This is a genomic window from Coleofasciculus sp., from assembly GCF_046539235.1.
In the GTDB taxonomy this organism is placed as follows: Bacteria; Cyanobacteriota; Cyanobacteriia; order Cyanobacteriales; family Coleofasciculaceae; genus Coleofasciculus.
In genome coordinates this window covers 1-18,407 of the sequence record NZ_JBKHHI010000093.1, presented here as the reverse complement: position 1 = coordinate 18,407, position 18,407 = coordinate 1, and the positions used below count along the sequence as shown (strand labels likewise).

Genomic DNA, 18,407 nt, shown 5'->3' with positions numbered 1-18,407 from the left:
CAGGTTTGTAGTAAGGGCTTTAGCCCTATCATCGTATTTTATCCAGGAATCAACCTGACAATTAAATCGGGTGCACGTCGGTCATTGGTGTCAACTTAAGGCTGAAACCCTTACTTAAGTAAGAGATCCCCCCTAGCCCCCCTTTTTGATCCCCCTTCCGTCCCCCTTAAAAAGGGGGAGATCAGATGTTGCTTCGCTTTTTTTGCATGGGGGATGCGAGGGGGATCTAAACTTTGAGCGCTAGTTATACAAAGTCTTAAGTTGACACGGGCGCACGTCGGTGCGCCCCTACGGTTTCTGGGTGTAATTCTCATCCTCTAAATAGTTAAACGCAACGGATAATCTCAGCCGCAATATCTGGTAACGGAATCACCCTATCCGCTAACCCCGAATTTGCCACCATTCCTGGCATTCCCCAAACAACACTGGTGGCTTCATCCTGCACCCAAATCGAGTCATCAACAACAAGGATATTTATGGTCATTTGTCATTTGTCATTTGTCAAGAGTCATTTGTCAAGAGTCCGTTAATATTTAAATTGCCCGACAAGTTGTTCAAGTTCATTCGCCGTTTTTGAGAGTTCTAGGGCTGAATTTTGAGTGTTGCTGGCACTTTGGGCGGTGTTTTGAGCCGCATCCGCGACACCTGTAATGTTGCGGGCAATTTCTTGGGAACCGAGGGAGACTTGGTTGATGTTACGGGCGATTTCATTCGTCGTGGCGGTTTGTTCCTCCACCGCACTGGCAATCGTGGTCTGAAAATCGTTGATTTGATGAATAATGGTAGTAATCTGGGCGATCGCATCCACGGAATGCTTGGTGTCTGCTTGTATCGCTTCGACTTTCTGGCTGATGTCTTCTGTGGCATTGGCGGTTTGTTTTGCCAATTCTTTCACCTCGTTGGCAACCACGGCAAATCCTTTCCCGGCTTCTCCGGCGCGGGCGGCTTCTATGGTGGGGTTGAGGGCGAGGAGGTTGGTTTGTTGGGCAATTGAGGTAATTAACTTGACAATTTTGCCAATTTCTGTACTGCTTACCCCTAATTGAGCAATGGTTTGATTGGTGGTTTCGGCGGTGGTGACGGCGGTGGTGGCGACGGTGGTGGCTTCAGCGGCACTTTTGGCAATTTCTTTGATGCTGGCGTGCATTTGTTCCATGCCAATGGCGACGGATTGGGTATTGGTACTCACTTGTTCAGCAGCGGTGGAAACGGTAGCGGCTTGAACGGAGGTTTCTTCGGCTGTCGCCCCCATGGTTTGGCTTTCTAGCGTCAGATTTCGCCTCTACAGTAATTTTTTTGGACAAATCTCCCTGGGCGACAGCCGTAGAAACGGCGGCAATATTGCGGACTTGTTCGGTTAGATGTGCCGCCATAAAATTGACAGTCTGGGTTAAACTTAGCCAGCTACCGGATAAGCCGTCAACTGTGGCTTGTCCGCCCAATTTACCTTCAATACCAACGTCTTGGCTGACTTGAGTTATCTCGGTGACAATTGTATGCAAGCGATCAACCATTTGGTTCAAGGTATCTTTTAAGGCTAAGATTTCTCCCTGTGCCTCAACGGTGATTTTTTCACTCAAATTACCCTCACTAATCGCCGTAGCAACGGTGGTAATACTGCGTACCTGATCAGTGAGATTTTTTGCCATTAGATTTACGTTATCGGTGAGTTCTTTCCAGATCCCGGAAACCCCTGGCACCTCAGCTTGTCCGCCCAGTTTTCCTTCAATGCCTACGTCACGGGCAACCTGGGTGACTTCCACGGCAAAGGTATTCAGTTGATCAACCATTTTATTCACCGTTGTACTAATCCGGCGAAAGAGCCCTTTTAAGGGTTTCCCTTCAATTTCTAAGGCAATTTTTTGGGATAAATCACCTTTAGCAACGGCATGGAGGACTCGGGCAATCTCAATCGTGGGGCTAACTAAGCTATTAATAATTTCATTAACGGCATCCACATTAGTCCGCCACGAACCTTGCAATTCTGGACGGGAATACTGTTTACTCACTTTGCCCTCTTGAGCAACGGTTTTGCCCATGTCAACCAGTTCAGTGGTAAAGGTTTGGTTCACCGTCACCATTTGATTAAAAATAGTCGCCAGTTCCCCGAAACCGTTCTCAGCAGAAAGGCGAACAGAAAAGTCACCATCTCTTACTGCTGCCAGGGCTTTTTTAAGTTCTTGTAAGGATTTGGAACTGAGTTCAGTTTCTAGAGAGGTTTCAGATTTCAATGGTTCACTTGGTAGATCAACAGGATCAGGTTCATTGGCTGAGAAATGATTGGATTCAGTGGTAACCGTTTTTTCGGTTTCCTGATTTTCGACACCCTCCGGATCTTCAAAAAAAACAGCACGTCCAGGTTTACGATTTTTCACGAGTTTGTTATTCGTCATTTGTTATTCGTCATTTGTTATTCGTCATTCGTCTTATGTCTTATGTCTTTGGTGCATCCCTAGCCGATTAATCAACCGCTGCGATCGCGTTGAGTAATAACTGAAATGAATTGACATCAAAAAACAGGACAATATCACCCTTAACTTGGAGTTCTTCAATATCAAAATGAGTCTGTGCTAAAAGCACATGAGCCTCGTTGTAGCCCATTTTAAAGGACAGAATATGGTCAATATCTTCCTCTTCGTAGCAAGGAATCGCATAGTCCAGTTGTTGCTCCAGTATATTACTAATTGAACCCATAACGCCATTGAGGAGAATATTCCCAACTTCACTCAAGGTACTAATTTTTAGAGAATCCAGATCCGGACTTTCTACATCTTCACCCGTGAGAACTGAGACTAACATGGCGGCACTTTCCGTAGGAAAAATAAGCTGGGCATTTCCCGCGAATGAGCCACTAAACGGTAACTTTACAGCAGAAAGTGGATCAGATACTAAGCGTTTTTTTTGTTGGTTTTGCATCTCCAAAAGGGGTAATATTTCCACTTCTGGAATTTGCAACCGGATATTATAGTCAATCATTTCGCTCAACATCCCTTAAAATAATATCGGGAGAGGTCTTTTTACAGGTTCTGAGGCAGTCTAAACCGTCGGATGCTTCCAGAATCTGATATCCTTCCTTTTCTATCACTCGTCGCATCAACAGTCGCTGAGTTTCTTCATCATCGACGATGAGGACTTGGGCAGACTTTTTTTGATTGTTATTGAAATCAGAAATCAGCATGGAATTATTGAGAAAGCTAAAGAGTTCGTCATTCGTCCTTTGTCATTTGTCCTTTGTAAGGGTTTGAGGTTTGTTGGCAAAACTTAGTACGGTTTTGTTTTATAGCAGTCGCCAAGGCGATTAGGACACAGCAAAATGCTGAAACCTTGACCAGTCAATCTTTTCCCTTCTGCCTTCTGCCCTCTCTCTGCCTTCTGCCTTTTGCTATATTTTGTCCAACTACTGATCACGCCAAACGCGAACGTTTAGCGATACCTTTTTGTACTTAGGTCTTACGCAAAGCCTCTATTCTTTAGGGTGGACTCTTGCGAAGTCGAATTTAGGGTGGGCTCTTGCGAAGTCGAAACCCACCAGATATGATGTACCTGCGTAAGGTACTGATAATGAAGAACCCTCGTTAGCCAATTTCTTCCATCCGTTACCAGAATGGAATGCACGGTTTATTTTTTGCCGATAGGGAATAATAAAATGGTAGATTTAGACTGATACACGTAGACGTTGACGCACCGCTTGTAAGGTTTGATGCACTTCCTGGATGAGTTAGCGATTCAGTCTATGCCCTGTTTTTGCGCTTATGTTAAATTTTATCAAATTTTCTCTCTAGGTCAAAAGGTTGAGCCTACGCCAAATGTCGTAACTTTTGTCAGAGATCTGTTCTATACTAAAAACTGGGCGCTCAATATATGCCGTCACCTCAAGCTCTATAGCGCTAGAACTAAACGAAGACCGTCGTCAACACGCAACATCACGCGATCGCTGACTTGGCTGATCGGCTCCGTTAAAAACGACTTGTCCACAGTAATCACTTGGGACACATTCACAACCGAATCCTGGGGTAAACCCGTTTCATTTGTTGTCACCAAAATGTTACCTGGCGCTTCAGCCAGCCGAAGATTGCTTGTCAACACAGCAACAATCACCGGAAAAGATGGGTCTGAAGCCTCGCCCTTCTAGGGCGACTTTTTGTCCAAATTGCGAATAAGCTCCCTTAACACGTCATTTTGCGTCCTTTCCGTTTGGACGCAATACTGTTTTAGTTTTTTGAACTCAGCATCAGAGCATCTGATTAATACTTGTTTCATTTGGTCAAAAACGATATCAATATGATATCATAGTAGCATGAAAAGCCGATACCAGTTTAGAATCTATCCCACCCCTGGTCAGCGTCAGTTATTAGCGCGGCTATTTGGTTGTGTGCGGGTAGTCTGGAATGATGCGCTAGCGCTGTGCAAGCAATCGGACAAGCTACCTAAAAATAGTGAACTTCAGAAACTATGTATTACTCAAGCTAAGAAACATGAGCAAAGAGAATGGTTAGGGCAGGTATCAGTTGTTCCCCTTCAGCAATCAGTTGCCGATCTAGGGGTAGCATATAAAAACTTCTTTCAATCCCGGTCTGGCAAACGCAAAGGTAAGAAGGTAAACCCGCCACGGTTTAAACGGAAAACCAACCGTCAAACGGCGCGGTTCACTCAACGTGGGTTTAAGATTAAGGCGTCCAAAGTCTACTTAGCCAAGGTTGGGAACGTCAAAGTCAAGTGGTCACGTCCTCTGCCATCTGAACCGACTTCAGTCACGGTGATTAAAGACTGTGCTGGCAGGTACTTTCTCAGTTTTGTTGTAGAGGTAGACCATGTAATTCAACCACCCAAGAACCCATCAATCGGGATCGATCTTGGGTTAAAAACCTTTGCCTCTTGCAGCAACCGGGAAAAGATTGATAGTCCAGATTATTCTCTGCTCTACCGCAAGCTAAAGCGCTCTTCAAGGCGGTTATCCAAGCGGCAAAAGGGGAGCAAACGGCGAGAACGGATGCGGGTTAAAGTAGCCAAGCTCAATGCCCAAATCCGGGATAAGCGCAAGGATTTCCTGCATAAGTTATCCACCAAGGTAGTTAACGATAACCAAGTGATTGCCTTAGAGAATTTGAACGTTGGTGGTATGCTTAAAAACCGCAAATTATCACGGGCAATTAGTCAAGCTGGCTGGCATGAATTCCGCTCATTGTGTAAGGGTAAAGCTTGCAAACACAATCGGGATTTTCGAGTCATCGACCGATGGGAACCCACCAGTCAAGTTTGTTCTGAGTGCGGCTACCGATGGGGCAAGTTAGACCTATCGGTGAGGACGATTGTCTGTGTCAATTGTGGCATAGAACACGACCGAGACGATAACGCTTCAGCAAATATAGAAAGAGTCGGGGTAGGGCATACCCACGACGTTAAACGGACGGGGAGCGCGTGTAAGACCTCAGTTGAGGCGGTGTGTGGTGAACCGTCAACCCACCGAGAGTACGTGCAGTTATCGCTGTTCGACTGGTAGGAATCCCCGTGCGTTTTACGCCGGGGAGGATGTCAAAGTCCGAATTCGACTACGATTAAACTCATCTGACTGAATGATCAGAACGGGTCTACGATATCCAGGTTCAGACGCAACAGGTGTTGGCAGATCTGCCCACCAAATTTCACCTCGCTGCATCACCAATTTTCCTCAGATAACGTATGAGCTTGTAGCTGGACAAACAGAGGATCAAGACTGCTGTTTTCATCGGCATAGACTGCATCTAACTGTTGAGTAATCTGATCCTGTTTATGTGCTTGCAAGTAGTCTTGAAGTGCCACCGCATAAAGCTGACTCCGAGATAATCCCATGCGTTTTGCAAATTGTTCCGCTGTGTCAAAAAGCGGATCAGGAATTGAAATGGCTGTTTTCATGATAAGTATAACTATAGTTATACTCGTAGAGTATCGAATTTTTACAACTAGCGCAATAGGTGATGTGAAGGAAGCCCACACCATAATCTTTGATTTGGTGGGGGAGGATGTCACGGCAAAGCTGTCTTGACCCGTTGATATTCAGCCTCGATGCGAGACAGTATCACCTCGGTTCCTTCAGTTGTTCCCGCCTGTCCTATCTGTTCCAGTTCACTGCATAATTGAGATAATGGCATTGCCCCAACCGTCATACAAGCACCCCGTAACTTATGGGCGGTGGCTTGAATCGCGGCGGTGTCTTGTTGGGTAATCGCCTCTCGAATCCCTTGCAGGTGCAGGGGTGCAGCTTGACGGAATTTATGCACAATTTCTAGCCAAAAGTCCTGTGCATCCTCTCCCATTAAATCTTTTAACTCCTCAAAGGTTTCTGGATCAAGGGGTGAAACCTCTGCTACTGTGGATGCGATCAATCGAAGCGATCGCGAATCCCCTAACCCATCTTGTCCGCAATTGTCTGGATCATGGTTTAGACACCCCAGACATGAGGACAGCCGCCGGAAAATCTCAAGTAGGGCGCTTGTTACTCCGCGCCTATCACGAAAGCGGACACGTTAATATTGAAGTGTCTGATGATGGCAAAGGAATTGATCCCGAAAACAAGGTATCACGCCTAGAAGAATTTTCCCGCGATCGCATCGAATATTTGGGCGATCAAGAAGTGATTCAATATCGCCAGCATATCATGCCTCTGATTCATTTGTCGGCTGTTTTGAACAACGGTTCTCCAGGGTTTCAGGTGCGCGATCGCCAATCGGAAATTAGTGAGGATAAACAACCCGTGATTGAGCCAAACCAGTCAATCCCGGAAATCCAGCCAGTTAAATCCGTCTGATGAAATTGAGTCAAGTCTCCAGGAACGTTCAGATCCTGTGTTTGTGGTTCCTTATTCGGTTTTAGTTTATCGATCGCAGCAAGAAGGATTACCCATTTCTCACTATACAAACAAAGCCAGCAAAATTGACAAAGCTTACGCCGCGATCGCAACTCATTTAACCCATGTATCTAACTCTACCGAAATGCCAGACAAAGAACCGAGTTTGTAGGGTCAAAGTGTTCCCTATTCCCTGACAAATGACCAATGACCAATGACCAATGACAAATGACCAATGACCAATGACCAATGACAAATGACCAATGACAAATGACCAATGACCAATGACCAATGACAAATTCCGACTTTAATTATATTCGCAAACTGGTGCGCGATCGCATCGGTGGCATTCTGAAGTTCGTTTATAGTAACAGTGCGTCCTTCTAAGGGTTGAATAATCGGATTAAACTCCTCTGCACCAAAAACGGTACTCCCCACAACTTCGATACGGTTAACATCAATTGTGGTTTCCGTTGATTCACTTGGGGGCGGTTGAACGGGTTCTTCCGGGGTTGGTAAAACGGGTTCGGTTTCTGTTGGTTCAGAAGGAATAGGTTCGGGAGTCGGTTGGAGAAATCGGTCTTCGTTGGGGTTAGGTTGTTGGGCGAAATCAAAGGCAGGAAAATGTTCGGTAGGTTCGGGTAAAGTTAGGGGAGGATTTGCCAAAGCGTAACCCTGTTCGAGTGTTGAAGTCAGGGTAATTCCCCCAATGATTTTGCGATCGTAACGCTTCAACATCATCATACTTTTGGCGCACCTGAGTTTCTGAGGCGTCGGCGCTGACGATTAATGTTTCTAGTTCTTGTTGCGCTTCGTTCCATTCCTCGTATAGAGGTTCAATTAAGGGACTAAATTGGCGGCGGATTTGATTAAGTTGAGCAATTTGCTTCTCGGTTAATCCTAATTCTTCTACGATTTGTGAGGGATCAGGGGATGTGTACGTCTCTATCCTTTGGGCTTGCAACTGGGGTGGGATAGGGTTGGATTCAGCTAAAGTGTTAGCAGGAGTTAGGGAAAAAGCTAAGATTGTGATTGCAGAAATATGACGTAGCCACATGATATTTTTTACCTCAAAAACGGCTGGCTGACTGATACCAAATTTGCCAATCATTAACTCGACAACAATTAACTGATACTGTTTTCACAAGCCTTGGCAACAGATTTGAGCTGGCTTCCGTCCTTTTAAGTAAAGTGATTGGTGGGTTACAGCGGACACCTCATTAAAAGGTCATCTTCCTGATGAAGTATCCGCCTAACCCACCCTACACTAAATTAATTTTGCTTGACAAACACTCTCTAATAAATCAATTGATAAACAAAAAAATAAGGATTTACTTTTTATTCTTCGCAATCAACCCCATTTTCGGCGGTAGTGCAATATCTTTGATAAATCTTTTGTCCGATTTCAGTTTGCATGTGATTAATGACTGCATCGTAGCTGGATTAACGGCTTGATTGACAACTGGAGTAATTGGTAAATCTGAGGAATCGATATCATCTTCAATCGTTTTTGGATCTATTTCAGAGTTTACCGCATTGATGCCAACGGTTTCAGTATCCGTTTCCAGAGTCTCTTCAGAAGTATTAGAATCAGTGTCTGGAGTCTCTGTATTGATTCCGGGATCAAGAACAATTGTCCCTCCAGAATTTCCGCCAATAGTTTCCTCACTACTAGAACCGTTCTCGTTGGTAATTCCTCCATCACTGGTAATCGTTATGCTGCCATCATCGCTAGAATCATTCCCGTTAGGAGTTATCTCATCAGTAACGGTAATAGTTATACTACCACCTGGGTCTGAATCGGTCTGATCATTAACAATATTGTCCCCAAAAATTACCTGAGTATCACTAACCGAAAAAGCTATGCTGTCATCATCAATATTAATGTTACCCTGAGCAACTTCTCCATTCGTAGTGGTATCCGTTATGTTGCCACCATAAAAGCTAATAGTATCAGAAGCATAGATAGTTCCAGAAACAAGAGAGATATCCCCTATCGACTCAAGCAATACTGTGCCACTCTTAATTTCTGCATCATATAAATTTAATTGCTGCCCTATAAGCTGAACCGTTCCCCCCGTTCCACTATCAGAAGCATCAAGCATTCCAGAAACAACAGTGGTTCCGGTTTCCGTAGGAATTGGCTGATTTGAAGCTTTTAACCAGACTTGACCCTGATCATCAACTTGAATTTCGGTTGCTGGAATGAGAGTTCCACCTGTGACTAACTGCGCCAGACTTGCAGGCGAGATATCACCAATCCCATTATCATTTAAATCGGCTACATCCAGTTTTAAACCCAATGCCATATTTTCTTGATTAATCACCACCTGACTGGTTCCCGGTACAGTCGCAATGCTGATTGTTCCCCCAGGTGCAGAGAATGTTCCTGTATTAATCACATTTCCGGCAACAACCGTCAGCTTTTGCCCCTGATTCACTGCCAAATCAGCCGCATTAATAATGCTTCCTGGCTGTTCCATGGCAAAGGAAAAATTAGTGGGATCACCCATGAGCGCTGAATAATTATTGTCACCCACAGTGTTAAACTGACCACCGTCAAACCCAATACTGCTGGCTGTTGTCACCGTGAAAGCCGCCGGAACGTTTAAACTCGCCTGAGTGCCAAAAACAATTCCAGCCGGATTCATTAAAAACAGGTTAGAATTTCCCCCTGTAACCTGAATCAACCCATTAATTAGGGACGCTTCCCCACCGACAACTCCCGCCAAAATGTTGCGAATTTCTGGGTTGGAGAGAAAGTTGGCAGTTTGCTCTTGACTCAAGCCAAATTGCTCAAACCTGTGGAAGAGATTGCTGCCATCTCCGGACAACATACCGCTGCTAATATCGATACGATTGCCATCGATAGTAATTACAGTACCTGTACCATCAGCCGCAGGTGTTATGGATTGAGCTTTAATCGGTTTACTATCAAGGCTCAGAGAAAGTAAAGCTGTAGCGATCGCGATGGAAAATCCGAGTGGCTTGAGGCTTAACATCCTGCATTCCTCAATAATTCCATTAATAATAGCATAAGCTTGTCCCACCTGCTCCCGATCGCCAAGGCGCAGTCATTTGTTGGTGGAGATAATGCGATCGCTAGACTAGCATGGAAAGAAACCAAGCCTTAGCTAACTCCTACCATGGTCAGTTCAGTTCCACTCTCAACGATTCCCCAACCTTTTGGTGAAAAGCGAGTTACCTTTCACCATCTCAACTGGCAAGCCTACCAGCAAATATTGCACGCTTTAGGCGAAAATCGTGCCGCCCGTCTCACTTATAATCTCGGTATTCTGGAGATTACTATGCCCCTAGAAGACCACGAATTTGCGGCTAGACTCATCGAATTATTCATTCGCATTTTAGTTGTTGAAATGGGGATGAAAATCAAAACAATGGGGTCTACTACCTTAGAACGAGAAGACCTTGATCGCAGTCCCGAACCCGACAATGCTTATTATATTCAAAATCAACATCTTGTCGCTGGGCGAAACGTCGATCTCCAGCATGATCCGCCTCCGGATTTAGTGGTTGAAATTGATATTACCCATACCGATATTGACAAGTTACAACTCTACGCTACTCTGGGGGTATCGGAATTTTGGCGATATAATGGGCGACTCTGGCGAATTTATCAACTACAGTCTGGACAATACCAGGAAGTGGAGTCTAGTCCCACTTTTCCGTTTATTGCCAAAGAAAATCTCTCCGAATTTCTTAATCAAGCACAACAAGACGAAGTAGAAGCAGAACAAATGTTTCGGACTTGGGTAAAGCAACAGGTTCAAACGTTTTAAGCCTTTGGGATTGGAGATTGATCGCAACAGAAAAATAACCGATCAATTGCACCTGTTTTGGGTTCTCTTTGGTTACTCCTGTGCCTTAACAAAGACACCTAAACCAAAATCACAACCCCTATTCCTAGACGAGCATTTACTCATTTTTACATTAATCTCATATCTATCCTCGGCTGGAGGAACAAAAGGAACAACAGCAACAGCATAATCGGTCATATCAGATGCGATGACATTACCTTGCATATCTTCGACAATGATATCCACGTCCTCACAACTCTTATCGCAAACAGCAACGAAACTGTACTCTCGACTGGGCGATAAAAATACCGTCTTCGGTGCTTGCGCCCCTCTAGAGAGTCTGGCTACCGTTCGCGGAAATACCAATTGATAGCCCTCCTCGTCTTGGGCTTCAATGACTGCTCGAATTTGAGCTTCGACTTCTTGCTCCGATTCGTTTAGGGGTCTAGCGGTTGCGGTAATCTGAACTGTTGTCACTGAAAACAGCGCTAGGGTAGATACAAGTAGGCGTGTAACAATCTTCATGGCAATGATGGTATGGTATGAAGCCCAAATAGATTATTGTACACCGTCGGTTCGCGATCGCCTATTCTTCAGTAAGAGTAGGAGGGTACTATTTCCTAGCAAAGGACAAATGACGAATGACAAATGACTAAGACTCCTCCACAGGCAAAAACTCCTTGGTTTCCGGTGAATATTCCCAAGCAACTCCGTCTGGATCTTTACTTTGACTCCATTGGGCAAAATCCGGATCAGATTTGCGCTTGCCGATCGTACTTGAATGAACATCGAGTCGCTTGGCTAATTCTGCCTGAATCAAAGTCTGACCCTCTTTCTCCTCATCCTCGATTTGAGGTGATGGCGTCTCCGGTGGGGATTCGGCTTTGTCTTGAATTTCCGCTTCCTCAGTTTCAGACTCCTCCTCTATCTCCTCCTCCATCTCATCCTCCATCAGCCATTGAACCAGCTTTGGGGCTTGATTGGTCAAGGATTCAGACTCTTGTTCCGGTAGCGGTTCACTACTGTCAAAGATACTTCCCAGTGCATTGGCAGTGAGAAAGTAATAGACAATACCTTTATCCTCGTAGTCTCGCCGCTTCGCCCCAAATTCTTCTGCCTTTCTATCCAAGTATCGCTGGGCGGCGGTTCCAGAGATGTTCGCTTTTATCGACAAGTCTAGGGGAGTCAAGCAACCCTGATTGTCTTTGATCAGCTGATTGAAGAAGGGATTGACTTGCTTACTCCATTGCAGCCACCGATACTGCTGCCAAATTTTCAACAGAATAATCAAAACCAAAAGCGCAAGCAGATAGGGCCACGTTTTAAACAATAGGACGAATACAAACGCGATCGGGAGTAGGAGAATCAGAATCCCTGTAGTACTGCTATCAATTACTTTTCCGGTCATATCCCTGCTTGCAATTTTCTCTTGAGCGTAAGCGAATTACGGTAACGATGGCATTTCCTTGACTGACAGCCCAGCCTTAGCTGGCTCTAACCTAACTTAAGCCGTTGATTGGCACGTTGCCTATCTCAACAGTTTACGGGTTCTTGAGCCAGGTTGGTCAGCGAGAGGCGTTTTAACATCGCTGCCCGTGCTTGCTTTGCTAACGTATCATCTAGGGGCGTCAAAGTGATAGGGGTTTGGTACTTTTGTTTTAATCCGGTTTGGATCAGCCAATCGGCGATAAAGGGATTCTTGGGTAAAAGTGGACCATGGGAGTAGGTCGCGATCGCGTTTCGATAAAATGCCCCTTCCATGCCATCCTCGCCATTATTCCCGTAGCCTTTCACCACCTTACCCAGAGGAGAGACATCCCCCAAATAGGTACGCCCGCCATGATTTTCAAAGCCAATCACAATCGGCTTGCGTCCCAGCATCTGTTCTAAGTCCTGGGCAAGGGGAGAGGCGGTTAACTCAAAGACAACATTGCCAATACAGCGACGGGCATTAGGTCCGGGATGCTTACTGACAAAATCCAATAACCCTAGTCCTTCAATCCGTTGACCTAAGGCGGGTTCGTAATAGTGACCCAACAGTTGCGGGGAACCGCAGGTAAATACTCCAGGGGTGCCGGTTTCCAGTTTCTGCCGCAACGTATCCGCTTTTGCCCCCCGCAAGTCTCGCATGACTATTTCCTGTTGTCGGTCTTGGGCGCCACCCCCCATAAACACATCAACGTGATGGAATTGGTCAGCCGAGGTTTGCTGGTCGAGGGGTAGGACATTCACCCGAATCCCCCGCCATTGAGCGCGTTGTTGCAAGCAGATCACATTGCCGCGATCGCCGTAGGTACTCATTAGGGTCGGGTATAGCCAGCCAATCGTTAGTTCTAGGTGTTCAGGATTCATCGTTTTTGGTTCATGTCTATCTAAGTTTTACAGCCTGATTGGAGCGGAAACGGAAAGAAGTCACGTAAGGGCGGGTGTAGGGGCGGGGTAGGGGCGGGTTTAGCCATCCAATTCCCACATTCACCGATAAATGAACAACAAAACCCGCCCTCCCTAACCGCTAACAGTTCAACCCAACCCACCCTTATTCAGCAAGTCATAAAATTAGCGATGAATTATACCGTTTTTTATCATTTTCCTCAAAAAAAGATTTCGATTTTTACAAAAATACATGCATCGAACTCCAACGGACTTGAGCGCGAGGAGTACCGCTTTTCGACGCAAAATCAAGGGGTTCAGCTTACTTTGAGGCGGCTTTCCCTAAAAATGCACATAAAAAAGACCCATTATTAGTATAGACAAATCGCTGAATCCACGCAATTTCGTTGCTTATTGCAAATAATTCTCACAGTTTTTTTGCTCGTTAAGCTATGTTAAGCAACAAATATCAAATCAAATCTGACTGAATTAAAAGTTTTAGTTATAGTTTTCCCTATACCCTGCTGTTTTTCCTTTACTGTGGTAGTATAAGCAGCAATTCATATAAATAGCGAGTTTAAGAAAAATATGCTTTTAGTTAATTGATGGTAATCATCTATACGAATTTGTCAAAAAGGATCTAGAAACTTATTACCCAAAAGTCAAAACAGGTGGCTACATAACTGGAGATGATTATGGTGCAACACAAAAGTGGTGGGAAGATGGAGTGAAAAAAGCTGTCGATGAGTTTCGATCACAAAGTTTATGCAAAACTGTACTAATCCAAGCAGGTCAATTCATTTTAGAAAAACTTTAAGGCTATAAGTTAGAAATTGATGTGAATAAGTAGAGGTAAACATGACGGTGAATATGAACTTAGCATCACTTTATGAGGTTGAATATGACCAATGGTTAGCGCGAACCATTAGTTTGTTAAAAGAAAACCGATTCAATGAGTTGGACAAAGACCATTTAATTGAGGAGTTGGAAGACTTGAGTCGGCGAGAGAAAAAAACAGTTGAACGGTTTCTAGAACAGATTATCCGACATTTGCTACTTTGGCAATATTGGACAGCCGAACATGATTATAATGCCAATCATTGGCAAGCCGAAATTATGAGTTTTAGAACCCAAATCAATGAAGATTTAACCCAAAATTTACGAAATCACCTCCAGGAAAACCAAGTTAAAATTTATGAAAAAGCATTAAACTACGTGAAACAAAAGACAGGATATGAGGTGGATTTTCCCGAAAACTGCCCTTATACCCTCGACCAATTATTAGAGATGAACTGGCTACCCGAAAAAAGCTAGAATCACTGGTTTTGTCGGATGCGTTAATGACCAATGACAACTCACAAAATCTGCCGTCCCGTCAGCAATCCTCGCACTTCTAACATGGCAGAATAAGTGGGTAAAATATGCAACGTTTCATCGGCTGGTGTATGCTCTAATGCCGTCTTAATCGCCTCCTGTAAATCCCCTTTAATAATTAACTCACAAGGATGTTCTGCCTCAGATTGAGAATACTTGAGGCGCAATGCCATATCATAAACGCGATCGCCACTCACCACAATCGTTCCGCCTAACGCCACGAGCTTCTCGGTATCCACGTCCCAAATCCAAGACACATCGGTGCCATCTGGGGTACGGTCATTCAATACAACTAACTTGGTCGAAGCTCCCCCCTGTTTTTGGATATCATGAACTGCCCGGATGGTTTCATTCATCCCTACCGGATTTTTCGACAACAGAATTCGCACATTCTTGCCCTGAAACACCAATTCCTCAGCGCGTCCAAATGCAGCCTTGAAGGTTTTAACCCTGTCGTAAATGTCCGCCCGCTCAATACCCAATTCCTCTGCCACTAATCCAGCAGCCAGGGTATTATATTTGTTATAAATGCCAATTAAGATTTGGGGCCACTCCTGACTATTGACAGCTAAGGAACTTTTCTTAAAGCCGCAACTGGCGCAGTGATAGTCCCCTAAATGAGACAAGTAAACCCCCTTGTAATCCAGGGGATAGCCGCAACTGGGACAGTAAATCGAGTCTACGGCATGGGGAATTTCTTCCAAATAGCGATCAGGTTCATTCAGACCAAAAAATCGCACCGTTTGTGATAACTGCTGACCCAAATGACACAGTGTCGGATCATCGGCATTCAAAATCACCCGTGTTTGAGCAGGAAGCGGTGCGATCGCGTTGAGCCAGCGCTGACTAATCGTATCCACTTCCCCGTAGCGATCGAGCTGATCTCGAAACAAATTTAAGCCCAAAATCACCTGGGGCTGACAATCCTGCAACAGCAAGGGTAAGATATTTTCATCCACTTCTAAAATGGCATAATCGGCATCCAGCACACCCACAACATTGGTATGCTCCATCAACGCCGTCACCAAGCCATTAATTAAATTCGCACCCGTGACATTATGCGCCACTCGCCACCCCTGACGCTCTAACAGAGTCCGCAACAACAAAGCCGTCGTGGTTTTCCCATTCGTCCCCACAATCAGAATCACCCCACGCCGTACCTGTGCCAAAAGCAACGGCAAAGCATGAGGTTGAATTCTACGGGCAATAGACCCTGGCAATACGCTCGCTGCCCCTAAACGGAATCCTCGCACCAACGAGGTAACGCTTTTAGCTGCGCCTACCGATAAACTCAGACGCACTTGATCTAGCACTGATTGACTCACATCCACACTCCTCCCAGATGGGGCAGCTTTTTGGTTCGCTGAGCTTATACTAGGTTATTTACTCAGCTATCTATAGCTCGTCAGCATAATATTCTACCTATTTGCGTAAGTTCGTAGTTGCGCTGTCTTCGCTGTAAACGCCCGTATCGCCCACTATAAACCTTTCACTCCCACCTTGGTCAGGGCGGGTTTAGTCGCATCTGGGTTAGGGAAGCAGCGATAATAGTGAAACCCGCCCCTACACAGACGCCATGTCCTCGATGGTAGCGAAGATTGACATCCTCCCTGGCGTGAACGCACAGGGATTCCTCACCACGCCACCTTTTTCGGGGTGGTCGCTGAATGGGGTTGACAGCTCTACACGCACAGCCTGAAACAGGTCTTACACGCGCTCCCTGTCCGTTTTAAGTCTCGGAATGCCCTCCCGCGACTACATGTATCGTTTAGATCAAAAACAAGAAAGAATACTGTTTTTGTTTGCCTCCAGGTCGGGTCGTCCGTTGCCCTTCAGTCTTTCCCTATTGCGGGCTGCGGTCCCGGTTTCAACTCCTATGGAGTGTATATCGCTGCAAGCTTAGGTGGGGGTTCCAACCACTTATTATAATAACACAAAAAAGCCGTCCTTGAAGGTGTTCCTGAGCCTGTCGAAGGACGGGGCTTGCGACCCAAGTTTCCGGTCAAAACTATTTCACCGCGTCATGATGCTGTTGCACCACTTGAACCAATCGACCCCCGCAATTTAAAATATCATCGGCTAACTGAACAATCCACAGATTTGGCAGGGCTTGAGGTCTAACGGATAAAACATTGGCAAGGGCATCTTCCTCTCTACCCACGCCCAATAACTCAGCACAAACAATCAACGCCACCGCCGCCGAACGACTCACTCCAGATTGACAATGGATAAGTAAATCCCCCTGGTTCGACGAAATCAAATTGGTAAATTCGATAATTTGCAGGATATGTTCTACTGTCGGCAAGACATATTCGGGATCATCATGGGGCGTATCAATATCATCAAACTCTAATCGCAAATGGTGAGGAATGCGAGTATAACCCGGAGGCGGAGCAACCCCTGGAGAACCAATGGAAATCAGATAGTGAATAGATGACCCTGGCGTTTTCGACCAGAGATATTCACTGGCTTCACTAAATGAACCAATCCAGAGTTTAGGTAAACCCGGAATTTGAATAGAACTCGCCGCCATTGCTGGGGTATCCTGCACGTCGCGATTCATCGCCCCCTTGAGTTTTTCAATCACCGCCGCTGCTCTATCTCGAACATAAGCATCTTCATCATTAAGCGCTTGTCGAATACCCGCTATCACTGTGGGTGTGCCAATATTTCCCAAGGCTTCCACCACTCGTGTGCGGACAAAGACATCTCCATCGCTAAGTGACTGTAAAATTCCCGCAATGGCAGTTTCAGTGCCAATTTCACCTAATACGGACACAGAAGCCGCCCGAACTTCTAAGACAGGATGATAAAGCCCTTCCAGGAGAATAGAAACCGCGTCTTCGCTCGCCAGATTTCCTAAGGCATAGACGGCTTTGGTGTGAATATAAAAGTCTGGGTCATAGAGTGCCCGTTTTAAGTCTTCGAGTGCGGCATCACTTCTGAGTTGTCCTAACGCCCATGTCGCTCTACCGCGAACATAGTGATCCTCATCTTCCCGCAAAACCTGTAGGAGTGGGTCAATTGCCACGGGATTGGCGATACGTCCCAACGCCGTCGCCGCCCGCCAACGGACTTGAGCATCCTCATGGTTTAGGGCGTCCAAAAGTCCCGTAAATGCCTGTTCACTACCGATTTCCCCTAATGCCCATGTTGCCCACTTTCGCACCTGCGGGGATGAATCTCCCAAGGCTGCAAGTAAATGAGTCACTACCAGATCACTACCAATTTGTGCCAGTCCCCACGCCGCCCAAGCCTGTACGCTATTATCGTCCTGGTTGAGTCCTTGCAGGAAAACTGGAATCGATTGTTCTGAGCGCATTCGGGCTAAGGAGCGAATTTTATGCACGACTGAAGCATTATCAGGGTTAGTCATTAAATAAGTCACAAGTCAAACGTCAAAAGTCATTTGTCATTTGTCATTCGTCATTTGTCATTTGTCATACTCGCTTCGCGAGAAGCAAGCTACGTTTATGTAAGGGGTTGAGGAACATTTACAGAACTTAACATAGTTCGGTTTTTTCCACCGACCGACTTAGTCCGTTGTAAGTTATCACGGACAAAAAATCCGATTGCGAAAGAAGTAATCGAAAGACGCCATAGCAGAACTCAGCTATACGTCAACAAAAACTGGATCTGCGATCGCGGCACTGCCAGAGGCAATGGCGATTAGGTCATTCGCGTCTACGCCTTTGAGACGGGCTAATGTTTCATCACCAGAATTGATCAGAGCATGACCCTTATTCCCACCGCTTCCCTGAGTGATGGTCAGCTGTTCAAAGGTCAGTCCATTGGCTAACCCCAAAAAATCTTCACCCAGATGAAAATCTATTATTGTATCAGTTCCTTATTTTTGCGTAACTTTATGTTTTCCAGATGTTCCCTGGTGCGTCTGTAGGGGGGAGTTTGACTACTAGTATAGTGTTGCTTGTTCACCCAGATGCAACTAAACCCCCCCAGTTGGTACCAGGGCTAATTCATTGTGATGAGAGAAAATTAGGGCAACCAGGACTATTCATACC

General features: G+C 45.5%; 20 protein-coding genes and 4 pseudogenes. 6 read left to right on the top strand and 18 right to left on the bottom strand.

All coding sequences use genetic code 11. The features are described from left to right. Positions 1–325: 325 nt before the first annotated feature. The 6 genes and pseudogenes from ACLFWI_RS10915 to ACLFWI_RS10890 all read right to left on the bottom strand — a co-directional run. Positions 326–454: pseudogene (locus ACLFWI_RS10915) on the bottom strand (chemotaxis protein CheB); the annotation flags it as partial. Between the two features lie 72 nt (positions 455–526). Then, positions 527–1,937: pseudogene (locus ACLFWI_RS10910) on the bottom strand (methyl-accepting chemotaxis protein); the annotation flags it as partial. Positions 1,938–2,084: 147 nt separating this feature from the next. Continuing rightward, positions 2,085–2,393 (bottom strand): annotated as a pseudogene (locus tag ACLFWI_RS10905) (HAMP domain-containing protein); the annotation flags it as partial. Between the two features lie 67 nt (positions 2,394–2,460). After that, positions 2,461–2,976, bottom strand: a complete 516-nt coding sequence (locus ACLFWI_RS10900; RefSeq protein WP_446412970.1) for a chemotaxis protein CheC — start codon at positions 2,974–2,976, stop codon at positions 2,461–2,463. Continuing rightward, complete coding sequence (locus tag ACLFWI_RS10895; RefSeq protein ID WP_446412969.1) at positions 2,969–3,178, bottom strand: response regulator; 210 nt, start codon at positions 3,176–3,178, stop codon at positions 2,969–2,971. The genes ACLFWI_RS10900 and ACLFWI_RS10895 overlap by 8 nt, the downstream gene beginning before the upstream one ends. A 701-nt stretch (positions 3,179–3,879) precedes the next feature. Then, positions 3,880–4,098: a type II toxin-antitoxin system PemK/MazF family toxin gene (locus tag ACLFWI_RS10890; protein ID WP_446412968.1), complete on the bottom strand. Its 219-nt coding sequence runs from the start codon at positions 4,096–4,098 to the stop codon at positions 3,880–3,882. Between the two features lie 199 nt (positions 4,099–4,297). Here ACLFWI_RS10890 and ACLFWI_RS10885 point away from each other — a divergent pair, with 199 nt between their 5' ends. Continuing rightward, complete coding sequence (locus ACLFWI_RS10885; RefSeq protein WP_446412967.1) at positions 4,298–5,500, top strand: RNA-guided endonuclease InsQ/TnpB family protein; 1,203 nt, start codon at positions 4,298–4,300, stop codon at positions 5,498–5,500. Positions 5,501–5,533: 33 nt separating this feature from the next. Here the strand turns inward: ACLFWI_RS10885 and ACLFWI_RS10880 are convergent. From ACLFWI_RS10880 to ACLFWI_RS10870, 3 genes and pseudogenes are all read right to left on the bottom strand, one after another. Continuing rightward, a pseudogene (locus tag ACLFWI_RS10880) lies at positions 5,534–5,656 on the bottom strand (type II toxin-antitoxin system PemK/MazF family toxin); the annotation flags it as partial. Continuing rightward, positions 5,656–5,892, bottom strand: coding sequence for a ChpI protein (locus tag ACLFWI_RS10875; RefSeq protein ID WP_446412966.1), 237 nt, complete (start codon positions 5,890–5,892; stop codon positions 5,656–5,658). The pseudogene ACLFWI_RS10880 and the gene ACLFWI_RS10875, both read right to left, overlap by 1 nt. Before the next feature lie 110 nt (positions 5,893–6,002). After that, positions 6,003–6,362: an Hpt domain-containing protein gene (locus ACLFWI_RS10870; protein ID WP_446412965.1), complete on the bottom strand. Its 360-nt coding sequence runs from the start codon at positions 6,360–6,362 to the stop codon at positions 6,003–6,005. Here ACLFWI_RS10870 and ACLFWI_RS10865 point away from each other — a divergent pair. Continuing rightward, a complete protein-coding gene (locus ACLFWI_RS10865; RefSeq protein ID WP_446412964.1) occupies positions 6,353–6,784 on the top strand; it encodes an ATP-binding protein in 432 nt (143 codons plus the stop codon). The two genes, ACLFWI_RS10870 and ACLFWI_RS10865, sit on opposite strands and share 10 nt — an antisense overlap. Next, positions 6,735–6,995, top strand: coding sequence for a hypothetical protein (locus tag ACLFWI_RS10860; RefSeq protein WP_446412963.1), 261 nt, complete (start codon positions 6,735–6,737; stop codon positions 6,993–6,995). Before ACLFWI_RS10865 ends, ACLFWI_RS10860 begins: the two co-directional genes overlap by 50 nt. A 14-nt stretch (positions 6,996–7,009) precedes the next feature. Here the strand turns inward: ACLFWI_RS10860 and ACLFWI_RS10855 are convergent, their stop codons facing one another. From ACLFWI_RS10855 to ACLFWI_RS10845, 3 genes are all read right to left on the bottom strand, one after another. Next, positions 7,010–7,489, bottom strand: a complete 480-nt coding sequence (locus ACLFWI_RS10855; protein WP_446412972.1) for a POTRA domain-containing protein — start codon at positions 7,487–7,489, stop codon at positions 7,010–7,012. Beyond that, positions 7,434–7,934, bottom strand: coding sequence for a Spy/CpxP family protein refolding chaperone (locus ACLFWI_RS10850; RefSeq protein WP_446412962.1), 501 nt, complete (start codon positions 7,932–7,934; stop codon positions 7,434–7,436). Before ACLFWI_RS10850 ends, ACLFWI_RS10855 begins: the two co-directional genes overlap by 56 nt. A 220-nt stretch (positions 7,935–8,154) precedes the next feature. Next, positions 8,155–9,825 carry a two-partner secretion domain-containing protein gene (locus ACLFWI_RS10845; protein WP_446412961.1) on the bottom strand — a complete coding sequence of 557 codons (1,671 nt, stop codon included), beginning with the start codon at positions 9,823–9,825 and terminating at the stop codon, positions 8,155–8,157. Between the two features lie 144 nt (positions 9,826–9,969). Between ACLFWI_RS10845 and ACLFWI_RS10840 the strand changes: the two genes are divergently transcribed. After that, entirely contained in the window at positions 9,970–10,623 is a 654-nt protein-coding gene (locus ACLFWI_RS10840; protein ID WP_446412960.1) for a Uma2 family endonuclease, read from the top strand. Positions 10,624–10,695: 72 nt separating this feature from the next. Here ACLFWI_RS10840 and ACLFWI_RS10835 read toward each other — a convergent pair whose 3' ends face one another. From ACLFWI_RS10835 to ACLFWI_RS10825, 3 genes are all read right to left on the bottom strand, one after another. Continuing rightward, complete coding sequence (locus tag ACLFWI_RS10835) at positions 10,696–11,166, bottom strand: hypothetical protein (protein ID WP_446408441.1); 471 nt, start codon at positions 11,164–11,166, stop codon at positions 10,696–10,698. A 127-nt stretch (positions 11,167–11,293) separates the two neighbouring features. Continuing rightward, positions 11,294–12,049: a hypothetical protein gene (locus ACLFWI_RS10830; protein ID WP_446412959.1), complete on the bottom strand. Its 756-nt coding sequence runs from the start codon at positions 12,047–12,049 to the stop codon at positions 11,294–11,296. Positions 12,050–12,174: 125 nt separating this feature from the next. Further along, positions 12,175–12,993: a type 1 glutamine amidotransferase gene (locus ACLFWI_RS10825; RefSeq protein ID WP_446412958.1), complete on the bottom strand. Its 819-nt coding sequence runs from the start codon at positions 12,991–12,993 to the stop codon at positions 12,175–12,177. A 619-nt stretch (positions 12,994–13,612) separates the two neighbouring features. On the opposite strand from ACLFWI_RS10825, the gene ACLFWI_RS10820 reads away from it, so the two are divergent. Both ACLFWI_RS10820 and ACLFWI_RS10815 read left to right on the top strand, forming a co-directional pair. Next, positions 13,613–13,828 (top strand): TylF/MycF/NovP-related O-methyltransferase, encoded by a 216-nt coding sequence (locus ACLFWI_RS10820; protein ID WP_446412971.1) that lies wholly within the window; start codon positions 13,613–13,615, stop codon positions 13,826–13,828. A 41-nt stretch (positions 13,829–13,869) separates the two neighbouring features. Beyond that, on the top strand, positions 13,870–14,325 hold the full coding sequence (locus ACLFWI_RS10815) for a DUF29 domain-containing protein (protein ID WP_446412957.1): 456 nt from the start codon (positions 13,870–13,872) through the stop codon (positions 14,323–14,325). A 41-nt stretch (positions 14,326–14,366) separates the two neighbouring features. On the opposite strand, the gene ACLFWI_RS10810 is transcribed toward ACLFWI_RS10815, so the two are convergent. The 3 genes from ACLFWI_RS10810 to ACLFWI_RS10800 all read right to left on the bottom strand — a co-directional run bounded on the left by ACLFWI_RS10810 (position 14,367) and on the right by ACLFWI_RS10800 (position 18,190). Beyond that, the gene (locus tag ACLFWI_RS10810) at positions 14,367–15,710 is read right to left on the bottom strand and encodes a MurT ligase domain-containing protein (protein ID WP_446412956.1); all 1,344 of its coding nucleotides are present in this window, start codon (positions 15,708–15,710) and stop codon (positions 14,367–14,369) included. Between the two features lie 683 nt (positions 15,711–16,393). Further along, positions 16,394–17,773 (bottom strand): HEAT repeat domain-containing protein, encoded by a 1,380-nt coding sequence (locus ACLFWI_RS10805; protein ID WP_446412955.1) that lies wholly within the window; start codon positions 17,771–17,773, stop codon positions 16,394–16,396. A gap of 225 nt (positions 17,774–17,998) precedes the next feature. After that, entirely contained in the window at positions 17,999–18,190 is a 192-nt protein-coding gene (locus ACLFWI_RS10800) for a hypothetical protein (protein WP_446412954.1), read from the bottom strand. Positions 18,191–18,407 lie beyond the last annotated feature (217 nt).

What these genes read in the sequence shown, in the direction of transcription:
- ACLFWI_RS10885 (WP_446412967.1), top strand. Translation starts at nt 4,298, where the DNA reads ATGAAAAGCCGATACCAGTTTAGAATCTATCCCACCCCTGGTCAGCGT.
- ACLFWI_RS10850 (WP_446412962.1), bottom strand. Translation starts at nt 7,934, where the DNA reads ATGATTGGCAAATTTGGTATCAGTCAGCCAGCCGTTTTTGAGGTAAAA.
- ACLFWI_RS10900 (WP_446412970.1), bottom strand. Translation starts at nt 2,976, where the DNA reads ATGATTGACTATAATATCCGGTTGCAAATTCCAGAAGTGGAAATATTA.
- ACLFWI_RS10865 (WP_446412964.1), top strand. Translation starts at nt 6,353, where the DNA reads ATGCGATCAATCGAAGCGATCGCGAATCCCCTAACCCATCTTGTCCGC.
- ACLFWI_RS10840 (WP_446412960.1), top strand. Translation starts at nt 9,970, where the DNA reads ATGGTCAGTTCAGTTCCACTCTCAACGATTCCCCAACCTTTTGGTGAA.
- ACLFWI_RS10895 (WP_446412969.1), bottom strand. Translation starts at nt 3,178, where the DNA reads ATGCTGATTTCTGATTTCAATAACAATCAAAAAAAGTCTGCCCAAGTC.
- ACLFWI_RS10825 (WP_446412958.1), bottom strand. Translation starts at nt 12,993, where the DNA reads ATGAATCCTGAACACCTAGAACTAACGATTGGCTGGCTATACCCGACC.
- ACLFWI_RS10815 (WP_446412957.1), top strand. Translation starts at nt 13,870, where the DNA reads ATGACGGTGAATATGAACTTAGCATCACTTTATGAGGTTGAATATGAC.
- ACLFWI_RS10845 (WP_446412961.1), bottom strand. Translation starts at nt 9,825, where the DNA reads ATGTTAAGCCTCAAGCCACTCGGATTTTCCATCGCGATCGCTACAGCT.
- ACLFWI_RS10835 (WP_446408441.1), bottom strand. Translation starts at nt 11,166, where the DNA reads ATGAAGATTGTTACACGCCTACTTGTATCTACCCTAGCGCTGTTTTCA.
- ACLFWI_RS10875 (WP_446412966.1), bottom strand. Translation starts at nt 5,892, where the DNA reads ATGAAAACAGCCATTTCAATTCCTGATCCGCTTTTTGACACAGCGGAA.
- ACLFWI_RS10830 (WP_446412959.1), bottom strand. Translation starts at nt 12,049, where the DNA reads ATGACCGGAAAAGTAATTGATAGCAGTACTACAGGGATTCTGATTCTC.